Below are 21750 nucleotides of genomic sequence, written 5' to 3' on the forward strand. Positions count from 1 at the left end.
ATCACAAGCAATAGGTTATAGCCTACGTCTACCGAATAATTAGGGTGCCATTCGGGATATATGCCAAGGGATAGGACTGACTCGCACTACAGTGGCTCGACCGTACACGCCGGAACTCAGAATGACCTTTAAAATCGACTCGCTTCCCGACTATTCAGCATTACAGCAATTCGCTCGAGCACTATGGCGTGATGGGACAGTCCGGGGGGCTGCCGTACTGGTAGGCGCAGGCTTCTCAAAGAATGCGCTTTCTCCCGCGAAGGACAGCCGGCAACCTCCGTTGTGGGGGGACTTATGTGACGCCATGGTCGAACAGCTATACCCCGGGAGAAAAGGCATCGCACCGACGAATCCTCTTCGGATCGCCGAGGAGTATCGGACCTATTTCGGGCAAGCGGCCCTCGACGATTTCATCCGGTCTCATTTCCCCGACCGCGCCTGGCAGCCCGGTGCGTTACATACAGAGCTTCTAGAGTTTCCTTGGTCCGATGTCCTGACTACCAACTGAGATACATTACTGGAACGGACCGCAGAAAACAGTCTTGATCAGAGATACGATCTCGTAAGGCTGGAAGCAGATCTGCCGCATGCGCGGGCGCCCCGTGTGGTTAAACTGCACGGATCGATAGGAGACGAAGGACCACTCATTTTTGCTGAAGAAGACTATCGGACCTATCCGGGCAAACACGCTGCGTTCGTGAACTTGGCAAGACAGATTTTTATCGAAAACGAGTTGTGCCTCGTCGGATTCTCGGGTGACGATCCCAACTTTCTCGAATGGACGGGCTGGGTACGTGACCAGTTGGGCGGCAAAGCCCGACGCATTTACCTCGTCGGAAATCTCGATCTTGCCCCTGCGAAGCGAAAATTCCTGGAGTCGCGCAACATTGCGCCAATCGATTTCGCACCCGTTCTTGGCGCAATACCAAAAGCGGCGCGTCATGCGGAAGCAACGAGGCTTTTCTTCGAAGCGCTGCATGCTGCTCGCCCGAGCCTATTGCACAACTGGGCGCCGGCGGAGTCGGGCAGTTTCCCTCTTCTGCAGGCTGGCCAGGACGCGCATATGAAGGCACGCAAAGATGACGCCTTCGCTGCTGATCTTCTGCAGCAAACTGCCGCCGTAATCAGGAGGGACCGGGAAACTTATCCGGGTTGGCTGGTGTGCCCTGCAAGTCTGCGGAACCAGATGAGACACCGTTCAGATGAAGCATGGCTGTTGCGCACCTCTGTTCTGGAACGCTTCGAGGTGACAGAGCGGGCAGCTATCCTGCGTGAATTTCTCTGGCAGCGCACAGTCTCCTATTCGTGGATTCCGAACCAGCTATTCGAGGCGCTGACCGCCTTACTCGATACTCATCCCGTCAACGTAGATGCAGACCTTCTCTGCGAATTCGCCGTCGCGCTGATGCGACGGGCGAGACTGCACCAGGATGAACAGGCCTTTCTGAAGTGGGAGGACTTCGTAACACAGCTTGCTCCGTCGTCGGACGAGATTCGCATGGAGACGAGATATCAGAGATGCCTGTTCGAACGGGACCAGCTCAAGCTTCATGAACTGGCAGATTCTGCGCCGTTACTGGAGTCTCCAGATCCCGTCTGGATGCTTCGCCGGGCGGGCCTGCTGACTGAAATCGGCCTTCATGGCCAGGCCACAAAACTGATCAGGGATGCCGCGACAGAATTTGAGCGTCGATACAGGCTCGACCATCGCTCTATCTGGATCAAGGCCCGGCTGGGGTGGGCAGAATGGATTTCACGCGGAACCTATGCGGGGGCGTTCCAGACGCCCGTTGATGCGCCCAAAGCCCGCGAGTTCAAGGAACTGCTGGTTGCGCCCCGCGACGAGATTGAGCGGATCGAAACGATGGCTGCTGAGCACTACGCCGAGCACAGGCTGGATGATGCGGGGTTCAAGCTGCTTTTCGAGCCTGGGCATTATCGTGAATCCCGGCAACGAGCTCCGGATACCGTAGACAGTTCGGCCGCAGCGGCGTTTTACCAGCTTGACCAGCTCATGGAGGTCGTCGGTCTGCCCATCAGGACGAGCGGCGTCAACTTCTGCGCAGATGCGGTCGGCGCAGTTGCGAAGATTACCTATCAGCGAACCGTTGACTGGTACATCTGGTTGATGCGCGGAATGCAGAGTCATTATGACAAGACCTTCGACGTTTATTTCAGTCGCATTGCCATTGCTCAACTACCCGATGAAGTGAGCTCCGGGCTGATATCCGTCGTCAGGGCAGCAGCCGATTTCTGGATGAACCGCCTTGAGACATCGCAGGGGAAGGAGCAAGCCGAGGACAGGAGCGGCGCGATCGATCGCCTGAGACTTCATCTCACCGTGCTATCCCGACTTACTGTGCGAATGTCGGAAGATGACGCACAGGCAACCCTTCTCTATGCTCTCAGCCTCGCAAGACGTAATTCGATGCAATTCCCCTGGATTCTGGAGGCATTGAACGAACTGGCAAACCAGTCGGTGGCAGGGCTCCCGCCATCTAGGCAGAGCAAACTCGCATGGGAGATCATTGACTTTCCATTAGCGGCAGAAACCCAGTCGGACACTCGATGGTGGCCGGATGTGATCAACCGTATCTGGAACTCGGTGCCAGACCGCTCCGTTGAAGACGCGCGATGGCAGCATCGCATCCAGCAGCTGCTGGCAGCGGCGAAGCGGGGACAGCATTCCAGGAAGGAAGCGGTACATCGACTCAGCTACCTGTCATTGCGGGGATCACTGCAGGCTGACGAGCGTACATCTTTCGGAGAAGTCTTATGGTCTGAAGTGGACACCCAAAGTGGACTACCCGCCGACACAGGATTGCTCAGTAGCGCGCTCGCCAACCTTCCCTCACCGGGTGCTATCGACCCTAGGGCGGCGGTTTGCACAATGCTGTTTCAAGGCGGTCAAACACGCGATCTTGATCCACCGAAATTGCTCGATACACGAGTGCTGGACCAGAAACTGCAAAACATTCAGTCCTATATCCTCGCTGCACAGATTGGGATCAGACCGGAACCGCAGCAGGCACAACGGCTATTTGATGAACTTGTCGCGTGGGATCCTGCTCTCGTTGAATCCAGAGATCCAATGGATGAATCATGGAGGAAGAATTTTCTGGATGGGATGCGCCGCCACATTGGAACAGTACTGACTGAACTATGCGCTCCTGCGCTGGACCCAACATCAAAAACCGGGGAGCGAGTCTCAACGCTGCGCACCTGGATATTGAAGTCTCGCGAATGGCATGGTTTGTCCGGGATGCCGGCGTTTCTGGACACCGTCCCAGACCTTGCTGGCGATCTGGCGACTCTGATACGCCGTGCGCTTGTCGGCTCGTACAGTCATCGTGTCGGGAATGGAGTGACAGCTCTACGGAAATGGGCGACGCTGGTACAGAATGGTTCGTGTGTCGCACTACCAGATAATCTGATCGACCAGCTTGTTTCGACGATCGAGACCCGGCACGAGCATGGGTTGCCTGCGCTACTCCACACCGCCAGATATCTGCTCGAACACAATCTCGTCCCTGCGGCGTGGGTACCGCGTTTACTCCCGGCACTTGAAGATCTGTGGCTCGAGACTCAATACATCGACGCTGAAGCTACAAGTCGTAGAGCGATCTCGCTTTCGCTTGTTCGCGCTGAATGCATCAGACTTGCGTACGCAATGAAATCACAGATCAGCGACGATGGGACGCTGAACAAATGGATTGAAGCAGGCAAATCGGACCCGCTTCCTGAGGTACGGAATGCACTGCTTGATGCCGAGCCGTAAGCCCGGACTAAGAGATGGTTTCAAAAAGGGCCCAAGGGGCTGCTAACTTTTTCAGCATCCTGTTAACCTTGGCCGTCGTGACAGATGGGCCAAGGAGATGGGTAAGCCAATCATTGATGACGAACTGTGGGCACTGATCGAACCACTGCTACCTCCGCCAAAGCCGCGCCGCTTCAAGTATCCCGGTCGCAAGCCAGTAGCGGACCGCGCGGCTCTGACGGGCATCCTATTTGTGCTGAAGACGGGCATTCGTTGGCGCGACTTGCCGTCCGAAATGGGATGGGGCTCAGGCGCAAGTTGTTGGCGCAGGCTGCGCGATTGGCAGCAAGCTGGGGGGTGGGATCGACTGCACGCAGTGCTGCTGGCGAAACTGCGAGCAGCCGAGAAGATCGACTTCTCGCGCGTGGTCGTCGACTCATCGTCGATTCGTGCGGTTGGGGCGGGCGAAAAACTGGCCCGAACCCCACCGATCGAGCGCGACCCGGGTCGAAGCACCACATCGCCACCGACGCCAACGGAACGCCGATCGCGGCAATCCTGACCGGCGCCAATCGTAATGACGTCACCCAACTGGTTCCGCTGATCGAGGCCATCGTGCCGATCGGCGGCGTGCGTGGACGGCCTCTGAGCCGTCCCGCCCGCGTCTACGCCGACCGTGGTTACGACCACGACAAATACCGACGCATCCTGCACGAGCGCAACATCCCCACCAGCATCGCGCGGCTCGGTCATCCGCACGGTAGTGGCCTTGGAAAAGTCCGTTGGGTCGTCGAACGTACTCATGCTTGGCTGCATCATTTCCGCCGTCTACGTATTCGCTTTGAACGTCGCGCCGGTAGGGTCGAGAACTGGCGCGCGCACGTTAGGCTCCGGTGGCAATTCCGCTGCTTTCGCAATGGGCCTCAGTCCGGCTGCCATAGCCACGTTTCCAGCTCCCGCCACGTCGAACGCAGCGAGCCGTTTTCCGGCACTACGCTCTCCTGTTTGCTTCGTGTCAACGTTTACGGGACCTACCATGCTGGGGACGCTTTCGACGCTGTCTTGTAGCGAACCTTGTAGCCATTGAACAGCTTCAGTTCGTCATACAGCCACCGCGTACTCCACTTCGCCCAGCCGAAGCCCTGTTGCTGCCGGGATCGCTGCATGTGGCGCCTGATCTTCTTTTCCACCCAGTCTTTCACGTAGCCGAAGCACTCACTGGAATGTCCAACAGCGAAGTAATTCACCCAGCCTCGCAGCACCGGGTTGATCAATTCGACAACCCGGCCGTCTCTAAGTCAATCAGCGGTCGGCACCATCATATTCTCGACGCTGCATTCAAGACGATCGTCCGTGACAACGCATTCGCGTCACGCGACGACTTGGCCGCCAAGAGCATATAGCTTCCGCCGTCGATCCTCCATCCGTGGGTATTTTCGTCCCACGTCGCAAAGCGTCGAGCAGGAATCGAGATGCGGACCTGTTGTGCGCGACCGGGATCCAACGAAATCTTTTCCCAGCCTACGAGCCGCCGTGGCGGTTCGCCGGTCCCCGACGGGAGCGCCGCGTACACTTGCGCCACCTCTGCTCCCGCACGTGACCCCGTGTTCGTGATCGTGAATGTGACAATTACGTTGTTCGCGTCGTCAACCCGAGTGGTCATGTCGGAGTATGAGAATGTCGTGTAGGAAAGGCCGAAGCCGAACGGGAACAGGGGGGCGATAGCTTTCGCGTCGAACCAGCGATATCCCAGCAACAACCCTTCTCGGTATTCAACGTTCAGCTGCTTCGCGTCGATAGTCGGTTGCGGAAGATCCGCTTCCTGCTTGGCGAACGTAATGGGAAGCTTGCCAGAAGGATTGACATCACCGAACAGTACATCGGCGATCGCGTGCCCACCTTGCACGCCCGGATACCAAGTCTCAAGCACGCCATGGACACCCGCGAGCCACGGCATCGTCACCGGGCTTCCGTTTTCCAGTACCACAATTACGCGTTTTGCCTTGGAGGCAACCGCTGCAATAAGGGCATTCTGGTCGTATTGTTGATTGTACGGATCCACCTTCGAATCAGGCAGCGCGAGGCTACCGAGGTCGAAGCCCTCCGTTTCCCATTGAGTCGCAAACACGATCGCGACATCGGCGACGGCCGCAGCATTGGCAGCGGCCGTCGCGTCGGTACCGTCGAAATAGCTGACGGTTGCGCGTGGCGCTTTCGCCCTGATAGCCGCCAACGGAGAGGACTTGTACCAGGTCGCACATAAGTTAATCAAGGCGCCGGCCGGTGACTGGCACGTCGCGACGGCATTACCATCCGCAGCCGGAACAGCACCGGATCCCCCACCCGAGATGACGCCCAGATCCGCATGCCCGCCGATGACCACAATCGACGACACACTACCGGCAGAGAGCGGCAACACCGAATTCTGCATGCCGGATGGTGGAGCATTCTTCAACAATACAAACGACTGTCGTGCAATCGACAGCGCATCTGCGTTCCCGGCCTCACGGTCAATCGAGCCTCCAGGAGTCGGCGGCGAGTCCATAACACCCGTTGCGATCAGAGTCCTGAGCTTGCGCTGCAGCATGTCGTTCAGACGCGACATCGGAACACTGCCTGCGGCAATGGCAACTTTCAGCTTCGATCCGAAATAGGAGACGATCGGGAAGTCGGAAATCTTGTTCGCATCGACTCCCGCATCACCAGGTTGCTCTTCGTCAAGACCTGCCAGTGCAGATGCGACGGTGCTATGCGTCGCGGTCCAGTCGGACTGAGCTACCCCCTTGAACCCCCAGTCGCTTTTCAACACCGTTGTCATGAGATATGGATTCTCACAAGCGTATACGCCATTCACGAGGTTGTATGAACACATGACATTGCCGGGTTGACCGTCCTTGATGGCGATCTCGAAACCAAGCAGTTCCGTCTCCCGCATCACGCGCTCGCCGACAACGGAATTGCTGGTCATCCGATTGGTTTCCTGGCCGTTCATCGCCAGGTGCTTGATCGTCGCGATGACCTTTTGCGATTGGGTTCCCACAGTTCTGGCTGCCCCCATCACTCCGGCCAGGACCGGGTCTTCCCCCATATACTCGAACGTCCGGCCACCGCGAGGTTCGCGCGCCAGATTGATCCCGCCGCCAAGCCCCTCCGCATAGCCCAACGCACGAAGCTCAATTGCGATGCGCCTTCCGTAGGCACTGGCCAATTGAGGATCCCAGCTTGCTGCCAACGCGATCGGCGCCGGCAGCGCAGTCGCATTCGAACCGACGATATTTACACCTCCGGCCGAGTCTGCGCTCGCAACCGGTGGAATACCGAGTCTCTCGACCCCGGGCACATAGCCGGCCCCCTTCGCCCACGAAGGATACGGGCCACCAATCGAAAGTGCAGGCAGTCCGACGCCGTGGACGAGTTGGATCTTTTCGTCAGTAGTCAATTGTGAGGTAAGCGATTCAGCACGTGCGTCAACGGCAGAATCGTTGATGCCACTTGAAGTTGCATCACCTCCGCAAGACATGAGCAGGAGCGCTAACGGGCATGCGCCCGCGAAAGCAAGATATCGCAGGGAATGTCTCAAGTGAGTGTCTCCGACGTTCGAGTTATAGGTATCTGCGTGCACGCCACATCCGTGGCGCCAAAAAATTCCAAGCGCAACCACAGCAAAATCAGATTTATATATTTATATGGATTCCATATTATTTATATCAATATCATGAATCCAGATTCCAACCACGAAGGAGATCGACTATGTGGCAGGAACGATAATTGTGCTGCTGTCGGATTCAATGAAGTTTTCCCGTGACGGGCCGGAACATCCTTTTCGCCCACGAATTCCTGTGTGACGATATCTCCGCGCAGCGAGAACAATATGAATTGGTCCCACATCTCGATGAGTATCAGATGTCGGGCCTCGACGATCAATCGTTCAGCGACTCCATCACGTTCGGATGAAACACGGTCGGCAAGCCTTAACTCGGAGCAATGTCATGCGAAAGGCATCTTCATTCGCCCTCTACGCGCTCGATCTTCGCGTTGAACGACGACGCTCTCGTCAGGATATCTAACCCGGAAACGACCTGCCCGAGCTTGATCAGAGATCTCGAGTATCCGAAATCGTTATAAAAGACTGCAATGTTTCCCCAAGGCGCGTAGTAGGCGACGGTACCAACAGATGGATCAAAGCCGTCCGGCGCGCCAGACGTCGACAGCTTGCGCGGAAGATAGCTAATCTTCTCGGTCGCGTGATAGTCCTCGAACTTCAACGTCATCGGTAGCTGAGACAGGAAATCTCTGCTTGTCGCGCTGTCTTCGAGCTCGGCGACGACTTTGCGGCCATCGATGCTGATCGCAATCTTCACTCGGTTCTCTCCTTGAATTCCGCCGCCGCTCACGTTTGTACTCTTTGCCAGTTCCGTGGCATCCAATGATGCCAGAACACAGCATCATGGTTGTCGTGATCGCAACGGCCTTCGATACGAAATCCCACGTCATAAGTTGTCCTCTCCACATGCGCGTTGCATCAAACCTCGTGCCTTGAAGTCGCTGCCGTCTCTCATTTTTCCGTTGGCACAGTCGTATGCGTGGCGGGCGCCGTGTTCGCGGTCTGTGCAGCGAAGCATCATAAGTCAGCCAAATCACCAGATTGATGACTTGATATGAATGTGGGTATGAGCGCCGCTCACGAGTTGCGTATTCGTCGTTCCCGCACAATGCCTCGCTTGTCACCACGCCAATTTCCAGCGACTGCGTCTGTCCGTTCGTCGTCAGTTCCGTAACTCAACTTTCCTTCGACGACATCCCAAGGTGTTCGGCGAGGCCGTCCCATGCTTCGCGAAAACAATAGCGATCAAGCACCCTATCGCAACGAAAGTTCCACTGATCGGAACCCATGCTATCTATCAGAATACGTGCTAGTATGATTTCCATCAGAGGGAGAGTCGGTCAGTGCCGTAAGAGCACCGACCGATTCCGCACATACCCCGATCGCAGTACATGAGAGGTGACACGTGGCAAGCATTGATCTCATCAAACCTGACTACCGATATTCCCGGGCAAATTTCTCGCCATCGACGACCGCCCACTTCCCTCCTGAAGGGCGCTCATCTTTCGTCATGTGAGCAACGGGGGTTTCCCTTTCAGTCCGGAGTCACCGAACAAGCCGCTCACGCGTTCCGCAGCGATCGTCGGTCACGACTCACCTGGGTCGCCTGAACGTACGGGTCGCTACGGACGCCAGAGTCGCACCCTCACCATTGCTGCTATCGAGCGACGATTTACCATCCATAGGAGAACCAAAGTGTCGTCTTCATCTGTCAGTTCATTGCCGATCAGCGCAGGCCATCAAAAGGCGCTCGACTGGCTGAAGTCCGGTCCCAAACGCCTGCTGATCGGCGGACAATGGGTCGAGGCGGCCTCTGGCCGCACGTTCGAAACGAGCAATCCGGCGACAGAGGAAGCGCTGACGATGGTGGCGGAAGCAGACAGCGCCGACATCGACAAGGCCGTCATTGCCGCACGCAAGGCATTGGAGTCGAAGACGTGGAGCGGGATCTCGCCCCATGCACGCGCCCGGTATCTGCTGAGAATCGCCGATGCGGTCGAGCAGCATGCCGATGAACTCGCTGTCCTTGAGAGCCTCGACATGGGTGCACCGGTCGCGTTTTCCGCCGGTCGCGTCGCATCGACGGCCGAGCTCTTCCGCTACTACGCCGGTTGGGTTACCAAGATCCACGGAACAACCAATCCGACCGACGATGCGAAATTCATCTATATGTTGCGCGAACCCATGGGCGTCTGCGCACTGATCAACGCATGGAATGTCCCGCTTGTAATGGCGGCTTCCAAGCTGGGGCCGGCATTGGCGTGCGGAAACACCGCCATCCTGAAGCCGGCCGAGCAAGCGCCGCTGTCGACGGTGCGACTTGCCGAACTGATTCACGAACTCGACCTGCCGCCTGGCGTCGTCAACGTCGTCCCGGGGTTCGGTGCGACCGCCGGCGCGGCAATGGCCGCCCATCCTGACATCGACAAGATCGCGTTTACCGGTTCGACCGGCGTAGGCCGGCAGATTCTGCAGGCGTCGGCCGGCAACATGAAGAAGGTCACGCTCGAACTGGGCGGGAAGTCGCCAAACATCATCTTTCCCGACGCTGACCTCGACAAGGCGATCGAGGCGGCGGTAGTCGGCTTCTGCCGGAATTCCGGACAGATCTGCTCGGCCGGCACGCGTCTTTTCGTGCACGAAAGCCTTCACGACGAAGTCGCACGACGCATATCGGACATCGCTTCGCAGTACAGGGTCGGTTCGCCGCTGGCGCAGGATACGCAATTGGGGCCCCTCGTCTCACGCAGACAGATGGATCGCGTGCTGTCCTACATCGATGCGGGCAAGGTAGAAGGCGCGACGCTGAACACCGGCGGCGAACGTGTCGGCGATGTCGGGTACTTCGTCGAACCGACGGTCTTCTCGAACGTGTCGAACAAGATGCAGATTGCGCAGGAAGAAATCTTCGGACCGGTCCTGTCGATCATTCCGTTCCGCGACGAGGACGACGCCATTCTCAAAGGCAATGACACGCTGTACGGCCTGGCGGCCGCCGTGTGGACGCGTGACGTGAGCCGTGCGCATCGCGTGGCCCGCGCGCTGAAGTCGGGGCGTGTGTGGATCAACACGTATGCGGAGACCGACCCGGTCATGTCCATCGGCGGCTACAAGCAATCGGGATACGGGCGCGAGATGGGGGCCGAGTCGATCGAAGCGTATACGCAGACGAAGTCGGTCCTCATGCGTCTTTGATCGACGGAAATTGCAGGCGCGCACGTGAGTGCGTGTGCGAATGAAAAGGACTCAACATTCGTCCGGTCCCAAGGTTCGGTACCGGACGAAGTCAAGTCACCACGTCCGGTTTTGCGGCCGAGTCAGACCAGGCCAGCGCAACCGGGCACGACGCGCCAACAACAGGATTCAATGAAATCCCACAAATGGATACGCACGACTATATTGTGATCGGCGCTGGATCGGCTGGCTGCGTACTCGCCCGCCGGCTCAGCGAAAACAGGGAGAACCGCGTACTGCTGCTCGAGGCCGGACCTGATTCCGACAAATTCTGGGTTCGAACGCCAGCCGGCATGGCAAAGCTCTTCTTCAACGAGCAGTTCAACTGGAACTACTACACGGAACCCATGCCAACTCTGCTCGAGCGGCGCATGTACTGGCCACGAGGCAAAGGTCTCGGAGGGTCTAGCTCAATCAATGGCATGGTGTATATCCGCGGACATCGCCAAGACTTCGACTACTGGCAAAGTCTCGGAAATACTGGATGGGGATACGACGACCTGCTGCCCTACTTCAAGCGAATGGAGCACAATGAGCGCGGGGAAGATCACTACCGTGGCACTGGCGGCCCCCTATGCATCAGCGACCCGGTCATCCGGCACCCGAGTTCCGTTGACTTCGTCAAAGCAGCAGTCAACAGCGGTATCCCTTATACCGAAGATCTGAATGGCGAGCGCCACGATGGCGTCGGCTTCATTCAGCACAATATCCGATCTGGCCAGCGCGATTCATCCTATACGGCGTTCGTCGAACCGGTCCGCGACCGGGCGAATCTCGAGATCCGTACCGGATGCATGGTCCAGCGGATCGTTTTCGAAGGCCGTGAAGCGGTCGGTGTCGAGGTGGTCGAACAAGGCGAACGACGCATCCTGCGTGCATCTCGCGAGATCATTCTTGCCGCCGGCGCACTCAATTCCCCGCAGATCCTCATGTTGTCGGGAATCGGCGCGGGAACCGAACTCCAACGTCATGGGATACCGGTATTGAACGATCTGCCCGGCGTCGGACGGAATTTGCAGGATCACTTCTACGTGCACTGCAGTTTCACCTCGACCCGCGACAGTTCGTACAACCGCGACCTCAATGGCCTCCGGAAATACTGGCAAGGTCTGAAATACGTGACAACACACTCCGGCTACCTCGCGCTCGGTTCGTCACAGGTGGCGGCGTTCGTCAAAAGCAGGCCGGACCAGCCCTACGGAGATCTGCAGATCAGTTTTCGTCCGATGACGTTCACGTATCACGAGAACGGGAAGATCGAGGTCGATCCGGTCCCGGCCATGTCCGCCTCGGTATACCGTGTCCGTCCGTCCGCGACAGGAACGGTAACGCTTCGATCGGCGGATCCGGCGCAATCTCCCGCATTCACGCCGAACTTTCTCTGCCATGAAGAAGACATCCACGCGATGATCCAGGGCGTCAGGCAGATCCGGAAAATCATGTCGACTGAGCCGATCGCATCTCGTGTCGTGAGCGAACGTTTCCCCGGTGCGAGCACGGAATCAGACGATGCTCTTCTCCGCTTCATGGAACAGCACGGCAATTCCGCGTTTCACCCGGCCGGAACCTGCAAGATGGGGCGCGATTCGATGGCTGTCGTCGATGAGCGCCTGAACGTCAGAGGCGTCGAACGACTCCGTGTCGTCGATGCATCGATCATGCCGCGCGTAACAGCCGGCAATACGAACGCGCCATCAATGATGATCGGAGAGAAAGGGGCCGACATGATCGCACGCGACTCGAAAGCACGCCGCTCTATCGCTGCGTAGGAAAGTTGACCGACCGCACCAGAAGGTTAAGGCCATACATCTTTCATTCTATTTTTACAACATTTAACATAGGAATACGAATCAATGAATCGATAGAATCACACATCCTCGCGAAGACTGCCGTCGGAACGACCGGTTTCATCGGGTTCCTCGATTGCGCTTCCCACCGCAGTTACGCAAGTCAACGACGAACGCTCATTGCCGCCACATCGAATTTCGTGGTCCGCATGCGGGGCGCTCGCTCAGATTGAAAGAACATATCCCCATCAATGGGAGGAGACAATGTCCAGATCCAGTCCTTGGCGCACGCTTGCCGCCGGTTCGATCGGGAATTTCGGCGAGATATACGACTTCGCGGTTTTCGGCTTTTCGGTGCCGATCCTCGCGACACACTTTTTCCCGGGCAGCGATCGGACCGCCGCAATACTCAGCACTTTCGCCGTCTATGCAGTAGCGTTTCTCGCCAGACCGCTCGGAGGCTTGATGTTCGGCATGATGGCGGACCGAATCGGTCGGGTCAAAGTCATGGCCATGACTGTCTGGTTGATGGCGTTAGGCACCGCGTTGATGGGCGTGTTGCCAACCTATGCGGAGATCGGCATTGCGGCGCCGATCCTGCTCGTGATGTGCCGTTTCGCGCAGGGGCTGGCGCTGGGCGGCGAGACGTCCGGCACGACAAGCTTTATCGTGGAAGCAGCGCCCGACGATCAGCGCGGGCGGTGGCTCGGCTTTACCTTGATCTTTTCCCACCTGCCGAACGCGGTCGTTGCCGGCCTGCTCATTGCCGTCCAGGCAGCCGGATCGACCGCCTACGCCGAGTGGCTCTGGCGAATCCCGTTCCTGATGGGTGGTCTGATCGGCGTGGTCGGCTTCTGGCTCAGGCGGAGCATCGACGAGCCCGAGGAATTCAAGCAGGCCGCCCGCAAGAGCAAAACCGACAACCCACTGCGTGCCGCGCTGCAATCGGGCGGATTGAAGGGCATGTTGAACGTCGTGATGATCCAGCCGGTGTATTCGGTCGGCGCTTATCTGCTGCTGGGTTTTATGTACACGTTTCTCGTCCGGGTGGCAAAGCTGGAGCCGATGTCCGCACTCATTTCCAACGCGATCGCAGTCATCGTTCTGTCGCTGCTGCTTCCGCTGGGCGGTATGCTGAGCGATCGGTTCGGACGCAAGCGTGTGCTGACGTTCGGTGCGGCCTGGCTTGCGCTCGCAGCCTATCCGGCGATGCATCTTGCGGCTTCCGGAACGTTTAGTGGCGCCGTAATGGGGCAAGTCCTGCTAGCGATCGGGCTCGGGATCAATGGCGGCGCCAACTTCGTCGCGGCACCTGAGTTCTTTCCGACGTCGTTCCGGGCAACCGGGCACGCAATCTCGTACCAGATCAGCGTAGCGCTGTTTGGCGGCACCAGCCCGTTCATCGCAACGTATCTGACTCAGGCAATCGGCACGCCCCTCGCCCCGGCTCTCTATGTTACTGCAATCGCGTTGGTGTGCCTTGTTGCTACGCAATTCGTACCCGAGACCCGAGGCATCCGTCTTCGCACATCGGTCGAAGGTGCGCCGAATGACACCAGTTCTGCGGTGTTGCATGACGCGCGCTGAGCGACGTTGATTCGGGAAGATGGCGGTGGCCCAAACGAACGTCACCTGCACTAGCGCTTGCACGCAAGGTGCCCGGCTTTGACAGCGGGCATCGCCCGATACGGTGGTACGAGTGTACAAACGCGCATCGAAAACAGTCGCGAGCGCCGGTCGAGCAGATCACGGGACAGTATCTGGCGTGAGCTGCCCGCGAAGATAGCAGCATATGCCTACAATCGGTCGCGATGTCCTCCTGAACCCGATGATCACCTGAGTTGGTTCTATCGCCTCAATTGCATAACGCATTGCGGCACGGATACGAACGGTCCGCGCAAACGATTCGAATAGCAGTATACCGCTCAACGCGAATTCCATGCTGACATCGATGGAAATGACCTGCCGTTGTGCCAGTTGGCCGGTCCTGCAGCGCGACACCTGAAGCGCCTTGCGATCGTGCAGTTCCTCCTCTTGATCTCCTTGCAGACAAGCGTCGGGTTATGCAAACGCCCTTAGACCCTCCACGATTTCCTGAGAAACGCAAAAAAAGGCCCGGGATCACCCGGGCCGAAGCGCGGCTATCCAGGAGACTGCGATCAATATCATGCTTCGATATCAAAGCGCCTACGTCTCTTGTGTTCCGCGTGGAGATACTGAATCAACGTGCCCCACTTCCAGTCGGCATGTGGCGCGAAGTGATCACCCCGTCGTCTATCGATCGACGCGTACGGCCTGGGTGCTACCGCGATATAGCTCGGCAACTACATGCTCACGACTTTTACGCAGGGCCCGTTGCGGTCAAACAGTGTCCATACGACCACTTAGAACTTGTGACGCAGACCGACCGTCGCGATGACTTGCGAACTCTTTCCGGCGTCGAAGCCAAGGGAGCCAATGGAAGCCTGAGCCTGCCCCAGGCCGTTTTGGCCCGTAGCGTGCTGATACGAAACGACCGAGTAGACGTCCGTCCGCTTGCTCAGGTTGTAATCGGCGCCGAGACTGAACGTGTGATACTTCGCAGCCGAATCGCCGAGCGAGCGCATGTAGTCGTATCCGACTTCGGCTAGCAGCGCGGGATTGATTTGCCAGACACCGTACACCGATGCGTTGTGGTACTTCTCGGACTTGGTGAACCCGGAAGTCGCGTCCGGATTGTATTCCGAGAAGCTGTAGTAGCTCCCCACAGTAACCGGCCCGATGACGTAGTTGCCACCCGCCCGTGCGACATTGATCGACCGCGCCGATGAGTAAGCTGCGTTGACGCTGCTGTTGAAGAACGTATCCGACGACGTTGCCCCGCGCTTCGACAGCGTCGCGTTGCCGTTGTCCACGTGCATGTAACCGCCTGCTAGCTGGAGCGGACCGTTGCTGTACGAAACGGCGCCGCTGTAGGTCTGTCCGGAGCCCGTCGCACCGGCAACGCCACCGAAGGAGTACATGGCTTCTGCCTTGAATCCGCCCCAAGTCGGGCTCGCCCATTTGACTGCGTTGTCGAATCGCGCGCTGTTGTCGCCGTTGTCCACGTCGCCCGGAGCAATGAAAAATCCGGCGAGCCACCAGTCTCCCTGCACGGGCTGAAGCAGGTCAACCAGCGGATCGTACTGCCGACCGAACGTGACCGTTCCCCACGAATCGCCCGAAAAGCCGACATACGCCTGGCGTCCAAACAACCTGCCGCCCTGGTATGACACGCCCGAAGCGGAGCTAAATCCGCTTTCCAGTTGGAACACCGTCCGCAAACCGCCACCGAGATCCTCGCTGCCCTTCAGCCCCCAACGTGAACCGGCCAGAGTTCCGGTCGACATGAGAAACTGCGACGAGTGCCCCCCACTATTGTGGACATACATCAAACCGGTATCGAGCAAGCCATAGAGCGTTACCGTGCTTTGTGCTGACGCATGGCCGGTGATTGCAAGCCCTGCCAAGAGTGCCGACATTTTATATGCATTCCTCATCATGATCTCCAAGACCTGGTTGTTGGCGGAAGGATTAATGTCAAATCAAACAACTTCTCGTCGTCAAAATTCCGCTTCGATACGTGCGCTTCACGGACACGAATGACATGATTCGAAGCCCAGACAGGGATAAGATGACCGTCCGGAAACTCAAACGACGAGTGAAACATCGAAATGCATTCGTTGCTGCCAACCCCGCGCGATCACATCTTTGTGCAATATCTACCGTGAGAGGGAGCAGCGTCGAGTCACACATAATTAATTCGTACTACATAATAAATTTAGCGTTCTGGTATTTTCTTGAGACGGAATATGGCAAGACGAGGTGCCTTGTAAAGGTTCAGGCTCGAATCGACAGCCATAACATTTACCGGCCCCGACATCGATTTGCGTCCGGCCCGCACCCGTACATTCGGTTGCGGGCGCGGCGTCAGACCGAGCGATCGTGCTTCTGCTATTTGATGTACCAGCCCCACGGTTCATCGCTGACGTAGGCTGTTACCTGTTTGGTCTCGAGATAGTTGTCGAGGCCCCAGTGGCCCAATTCGCGGCCGATTCCGGACTGTTTGTATCCTCCCCACGGCGCCTCGGTAAACGTCGGCTGCGAGCAGTTGATCCAGACCACACCCGCGCGCAGCGCGGCGGCGACACGTTCAGCGCGCTCAACGTCCTTCGTCATGACCGCCGCAGCCAGCCCGAAACGCGTATTGTTCGCTGCCGCGATCGCCTCGCCTTCGGACGTGAATGGACGGACACACACGACCGGCCCGAAGATCTCCTCCGTCCATGCTTCGCTATCGAGCGGAACATCGACGAGAACGGTTGGCTCGAAAAAGTAGCCTCCATCAAGGCCCGCGGGTCTGCCCCCCCCCGTCAAAATCGTCGCACCGGCGGCTCCGGCCCGTTCAACTGCAGCGCTCACACGCTGATGCTGAAGTGCCGACACGAGCGGCCCGAGCAACACACCGTCCTTGGAACCATCGCCGATCGTAATCTTCTCTGCCTCTTGGACGAGGCGGCCCAGGAAGCGTTGATACAGGTGCTCGTGGACAAGTACGCGGGACGTGGCCGAACATACCTGCCCCTGGTTCCAGAAGATCCCGAACATGACCCATTCAACTGCCTTGTCGAGGTCGCTATCATCAAAAACGATGAGCGGTGACTTCCCGCCGAGTTCAAGGCTGATTCGCTTGATGTCCTTCGCTGCAGCAGCCATGATCTTCGATCCAATTGCGCCCGACCCGGTGAATGCGAGCTTGTCGACGAGCGGATGGTCCACCAGCGGTTGGCCAGCCTCGGCACCCAAGCCGGTCACGACGTTCAGCACGCCGCGCGGAAGATCGATCTCCTCGGCGATAGCGGCCAGTTCCAGTGCGGTCAGCGACGTCGCCTCGGCCGGCTTCAGGACGATCGTGCAGCCCGCGGCAAGCGCGGGAGCGACCTTCCATGCAGCCATCAGCAACGGGTAGTTCCACGGAATGATTGCACCCACGACCCCGACCGGTTCGCGTACGACTTTCGTGGTGAAACGCTGATCCGAAATGGCGATCGTTTCGCTGCTGCTCGAGTCGAGTTCCTCCGCCAACTTCGCATAAAACTCGAAGCAGCCTGCCGCGTCGCCGATGTCCCACTCCGCCTCTGGGCGAGGCTTGCCGTTGTCCCGTACTTCGAGCGCCGCGATCGCGGGCAGCCGGCTGCGGATGACCTCCGCGATGCGCCGCAGATACCTTGCACGCTCACGGCCCGGTAGTTTTGCCCACGGGCCTTCGTCAAACGCGTGGCGCGCTGCCCTAACGGCGCGGTCCACGTCCGGTGCGGTGGCTGCCGCCACTTTGTGGAACACCTCGCCGTCTGCGGGATTGATCACATCCAGTTCTCCGCCGAGAACCGGCGAAACCCATTGCCCATCGATAAAGAGTTTGGTGCGCATAGTCGTAATAGGAAAATTGCTCGAAATAACGGAACCGCACCGGACGACGGATCAGGGACTCTCCCCGATCGATCCCGACCGATGCGAACGGGATGAAGTGGTCAGGTCATGCGAGCGTCAGAAACCTCTTCGGGATCGCATTCCGGAATACGCGGTCAAGAACGATTGCGAGAATCACGATGGCGAGGCTGGCTCTCATACCCAGGCCGAACTCCATGCGCGACAGTCCGCGCGTCACTTCCGCGCCGAGCCCGCCTGCGCCCACCAGCCCGGCAAGCACGACCATGCCAAGTGAAAAGAGCACGCATTGATTGATGCCGAGAAGCAGTGTCGGCATCGCGGACGGCAACTCGATCTTCCAGAAGATCTCGCGTCGGGTCGCACCGATCGCGCGACCGAGTTCAATGCGGTTTTCTGGAATCTGACTCATCGCAAGAATGGTGAGTCGAATCATCGGGGGAATCCCGTAAATGATCGTTGACAGCAACGCGGGTACGACGCCAAGCCCGAACAGGATCACGGCCGGCACCAGATATACCCACGGCGGCAAAGTCTGCATGATGTCGAGGCAGGGGCGAGCCGCGATCTTGAGGCGCTCGTTTTTTGACATCAGCACGCCCAACGGCACGCCGAGAAGCACCGAAAAAATGACGGCAAGCACAATGACCGCTATCGTCTGCACCGTTGCATCCCACAGGCCGAGGCTCACGCAAAGCGCGAGACCGCCCGCACAAACGAGTGCGCCACGCCATCCCGATATTACCAATGTGAGCAGCGAAAGCACTGCGACGGTCACGTATGGCGGCGTGAAAGAAAGCCCATGCACAATCGCCAAAATAAGGCTGTTGGACGCATCCGCGACACCGACGAAAAAGTCGTGATGCTGAACGTTCAACCACGAAAGTACCGGTGCGACGAGCGCTCCGGGTGATACATGCGGAAACTCGATCATCGTGCGCCTCCGTTGCGGTAACCCATTCGCTGCGAGAGCCGGTCGAGCACGATCGTTACGACGACGATCGCGATGCCGGCGTTGACAGCCTTGTCGATCTGCAACGTACGGACAGCGTCATAAATGGTCTGCCCGAGTCCGCCCGAACCGGCAATGCCGGCGATCACGACCATGCCGAAGCTCAACATCAGGCTTTGGTTGACGCCCGCAAGGATGGACGACAGTGCAAACGGAATACGAATCTTGAACAGCAATTGCGGCCCCGTCATTCCGACCGCCAGACCGAGCTCGTTGAACTGGCCCGGCGTCATCCGAACACCATGAGCAGTCAGCCGCAATGCGGGAGGAATCGCCACGATCCAGGTCGCCCACATCGCGGTCGCGGGCCCGTAACCCAGCAACGCGATGCCAGGCAGCAAATAGATATACGGCGGCATCGTCTGCACGAAGTCCATGACTACCTCGACGCCCTTGATCAGCCGCGACGTCAAGCCGACCAGGACACCGGCCGGGACAGCCACGACCAGTGCGAGCAACGTCGAGCTGAACACAAGGGTCAGCGTGCTCATGGTCTCCGCCCAAAGGCCCATCGCATGGCAGAGCCACAATCCCACCAGTGCAGCAACCGCAAACACGCGTCCAACAAACTGCCACCCGCACAAGCCCACCACCAGTACGATCACCCACCACGGGACGGACGTCAGCAGGCTATCGAGACCATTGAACGTACCGTTGAGAACGGTACTCAGGCTACTGAAGACGCCGGTGGCGTTATCGCTCAGCCATCCCAGTCCGTTGTCGACGAATCCGTCGAAAGCTGCAGTCAAATCGGGCATTGCGTCACCCCTCCTTCAAGTCCGGCGATACAAACGATCTAGTTACTCGGCAGCACGGACGGCGCGCAGCAGCGTCTCGCGACTGACCGTACCGACGATCCTGCCATCCCGCTCGATCGCGAGCTTTTCCGAGCACTTCGTGATCGCGACGTCGATCATTTCTTCAAGATCAGCGTTGATATCCACGCTAACGTAGTCCGCCACTGTGGTCGGCCCAACGGCCGTTTCCAACACATCGGCCATGATCGGCTCCATGATCGAATGTGCCTTCACAAGCTTGAGGCGCGACACACCTTCCATGAAGCTGGCGACATAGTCATCGGCGGGCTTGAGTGCGATTTCCTCGGGGGTGCCGATCTGAATAATCCGACCCTCGCGCATGATGGCGATCCGGTCGCCGATACGAATCGCTTCCTCGATGTCGTGGGTGATGAAGATCGTCGTTTTTCGGAGCTTGGTCGAGAGCTGCTTGAATTCGATCTGCAATTGCTTGCGAATCAGCGGATCGAGCGCGCTGAACGGTTCGTCCATCAACAGCACATCGGGATTGGCCGCCAGTGCCCGCGCGATACCGACGCGTTGCTGCATACCGCCCGACAGTTCGCGCGGATACCGATCGGCCCAGTTCCCGAGGCCGACCGTATCGAGTGCCGCTTGCGACTTTGCGCGCCGTTCAGCCGAATCCCCTCCTTGCACCTCGAGCGGAAGCATGACGTTCTGCAAGACTGTGCGGTACGGAAGCAGGGCGACCTGCTGGAACACCATGCCGATACACCTGGAGCGCAGATCGCGCAGATCTGCTGGTTTCAGCTTGCAGATGTCCTTCCCGCGAACGACGACTTCACCGCTCGTCGGCTCGATCAGCCGATTGAAGTGCCGAATCAGCGTCGATTTGCCGCTTCCTGAGAGGCCGATGATGCAAAACGTCTCGCCTTCGCCGACCGAAAACGAAGCGTTCGCAACGGCCGCGACGCAACCGTGCTGCTTCAGCAACTGATCCTTGTCGTATCGACCGCTGCGGGCGGCCTCGATGGCCGCCGAACTCTGGTTACCGAATATCTTCCAGACGCCGCGACATTCGACGACGGTCTTTCGCTTTACGTGGGCAAAATCGTTCATCATGTTCATGCTTCCATCCGAAGTGACAATAACGCGTCGGCATACTTCAATCGGGCACCCTGATCTGACAGAAGATCGGACGCCCGTCCCGCCCGGCCATTACTTCGACATGACCGCCCATTTGGCGACGAGCGCCGAATGCTGCTTCCACCAATCGTCGACGGCCTGGTCCAGCGTTTTTCCGTCCTTCATCGCGGCATTGATCGCCGTGAGGTCCTCGATCGGCATATAGATGCTCGCGAGCGTTTCGCGGGCATGCGGACTCGCCGACGAGAAGCCTTTCTTGGCAATCCAGTAGTACGTTTGCGGCGGAGCAAAGACTCCCTTCGGATCGTCGAGATATTTCACCTTGAACTTCATGTCCATCCACGACGGCTTCCAGAGGACTGCCACGATCGGCTGCTTGCGCTCCATCGTGGACTGCAGCTGGGCTACCATCGCCGCAGTGCTGCCATCGACCAGCGTATATTGCAGCCCATACTGCTTGATCGCTTCGTGTGTCTCGCGCATCAGTCCGGACCCGGGCTCGATGCCGATGATCTTTCCGCCCACTTGGTCCTTCACCGAGTTGAGCTGATCGATCGAGTTGATCGGCATATAGGCGGGAACCACAATGCCCTGGCGCAGACCGTGAGACACGGCCGAAATCTTCTCGAGACGGTCCTTGTTCTTCGCCCAGTAGTCGGCAGCCACGTAGTTGACCTGCGACGCCATGACGTCAACGTCACCCCGCGCGAGTGCGCTGTACGCAATGCCCCAGTCCGCGAAGGTCGTCACCTGAACGGTGAAGCCTTCCTTCTCGAGCATTCGCTTGCCGACCCCGGTAATCGAGCCAAGGTCTTCCCAACCCATCGTGCCGAGCTTGACGACCGTTTTCTCAGCCGCATTCGAGCATGTCGCCACGCCAATCATCAATGCCGCGCCGAACAATCTCCATAACTTGCGCATAGTGGTTCCCTTTCCGGTTGCAGTTTCGTGATACCGACCTTCGATGACGGATACAGTCTTTTATC

At 58.3% G+C, this 21750-nt stretch carries 14 protein-coding genes and 1 pseudogene; 6 read left to right on the top strand and 9 right to left on the bottom strand.

The annotated features are described in order from the left end of the window. The first annotated feature begins 121 nt into the window (after positions 1-121). The 3 genes and pseudogenes from PI86_RS17045 to PI86_RS16345 form a co-directional block, all read left to right on the top strand. Entirely contained in the window at positions 122-508 is a 387-nt protein-coding gene (locus PI86_RS17045) for a hypothetical protein (RefSeq protein ID WP_152608076.1), read from the top strand. Between the two features lie 9 nt (positions 509-517). After that, positions 518-3778, top strand: a complete 3261-nt coding sequence (locus PI86_RS09185) for an SIR2 family NAD-dependent protein deacylase (protein WP_082012187.1) — start codon at positions 518-520, stop codon at positions 3776-3778. A 97-nt stretch (positions 3779-3875) separates the two neighbouring features. Then, positions 3876-4612: pseudogene (locus PI86_RS16345) on the top strand (IS5 family transposase); the annotation flags it as partial. Positions 4613-4788: 176 nt separating this feature from the next. Here PI86_RS16345 and PI86_RS09190 read toward each other — a convergent pair. The 3 genes from PI86_RS09190 to PI86_RS09200 form a co-directional block, all read right to left on the bottom strand. Next, positions 4789-5031, bottom strand: coding sequence for a group II intron maturase-specific domain-containing protein (locus tag PI86_RS09190; RefSeq protein ID WP_082012188.1), 243 nt, complete (start codon positions 5029-5031; stop codon positions 4789-4791). 44 nt (positions 5032-5075) lie between these two features. Next, entirely contained in the window at positions 5076-7337 is a 2262-nt protein-coding gene (locus tag PI86_RS09195; RefSeq protein ID WP_039321364.1) for a beta-glucosidase family protein, read from the bottom strand. A gap of 424 nt (positions 7338-7761) precedes the next feature. Continuing rightward, on the bottom strand, positions 7762-8118 hold the full coding sequence (locus tag PI86_RS09200) for a cyclophilin-like fold protein (protein WP_039321182.1): 357 nt from the start codon (positions 8116-8118) through the stop codon (positions 7762-7764). A 962-nt stretch (positions 8119-9080) separates the two neighbouring features. Between PI86_RS09200 and PI86_RS09205 the strand changes: the two genes are divergently transcribed. From PI86_RS09205 to PI86_RS09215, 3 genes are all read left to right on the top strand, one after another. Continuing rightward, positions 9081-10556: an aldehyde dehydrogenase family protein gene (locus tag PI86_RS09205; RefSeq protein ID WP_039321184.1), complete on the top strand. Its 1476-nt coding sequence runs from the start codon at positions 9081-9083 to the stop codon at positions 10554-10556. Between the two features lie 185 nt (positions 10557-10741). Further along, positions 10742-12364 (top strand): GMC family oxidoreductase, encoded by a 1623-nt coding sequence (locus PI86_RS09210; protein WP_039321185.1) that lies wholly within the window; start codon positions 10742-10744, stop codon positions 12362-12364. Positions 12365-12646: 282 nt separating this feature from the next. Then, entirely contained in the window at positions 12647-13969 is a 1323-nt protein-coding gene (locus PI86_RS09215) for an MFS transporter (protein WP_039321188.1), read from the top strand. A 797-nt stretch (positions 13970-14766) separates the two neighbouring features. Here PI86_RS09215 and PI86_RS09220 read toward each other — a convergent pair. The 6 genes from PI86_RS09220 to PI86_RS09245 all read right to left on the bottom strand — a co-directional run bounded on the left by PI86_RS09220 (position 14767) and on the right by PI86_RS09245 (position 21685). Continuing rightward, a complete protein-coding gene (locus PI86_RS09220; protein ID WP_039321190.1) occupies positions 14767-15900 on the bottom strand; it encodes a porin in 1134 nt (377 codons plus the stop codon). 454 nt (positions 15901-16354) lie between these two features. Then, complete coding sequence (locus PI86_RS09225; protein WP_039321193.1) at positions 16355-17830, bottom strand: aldehyde dehydrogenase family protein; 1476 nt, start codon at positions 17828-17830, stop codon at positions 16355-16357. Positions 17831-17936: 106 nt separating this feature from the next. After that, positions 17937-18782, bottom strand: coding sequence for an ABC transporter permease (locus PI86_RS09230; protein WP_039321195.1), 846 nt, complete (start codon positions 18780-18782; stop codon positions 17937-17939). After that, on the bottom strand, positions 18779-19618 hold the full coding sequence (locus PI86_RS09235; protein WP_039321197.1) for an ABC transporter permease: 840 nt from the start codon (positions 19616-19618) through the stop codon (positions 18779-18781). The genes PI86_RS09230 and PI86_RS09235 overlap by 4 nt, the downstream gene beginning before the upstream one ends. A gap of 42 nt (positions 19619-19660) precedes the next feature. Next, positions 19661-20746, bottom strand: a complete 1086-nt coding sequence (locus tag PI86_RS09240) for a quaternary amine ABC transporter ATP-binding protein (RefSeq protein WP_200885191.1) — start codon at positions 20744-20746, stop codon at positions 19661-19663. Between the two features lie 90 nt (positions 20747-20836). Further along, positions 20837-21685 carry a glycine betaine ABC transporter substrate-binding protein gene (locus PI86_RS09245; protein ID WP_039321200.1) on the bottom strand — a complete coding sequence of 283 codons (849 nt, stop codon included), beginning with the start codon at positions 21683-21685 and terminating at the stop codon, positions 20837-20839. Positions 21686-21750: the final 65 nt, after the last annotated feature.

The organism is Burkholderia sp. A9 (genome assembly GCF_000801975.1).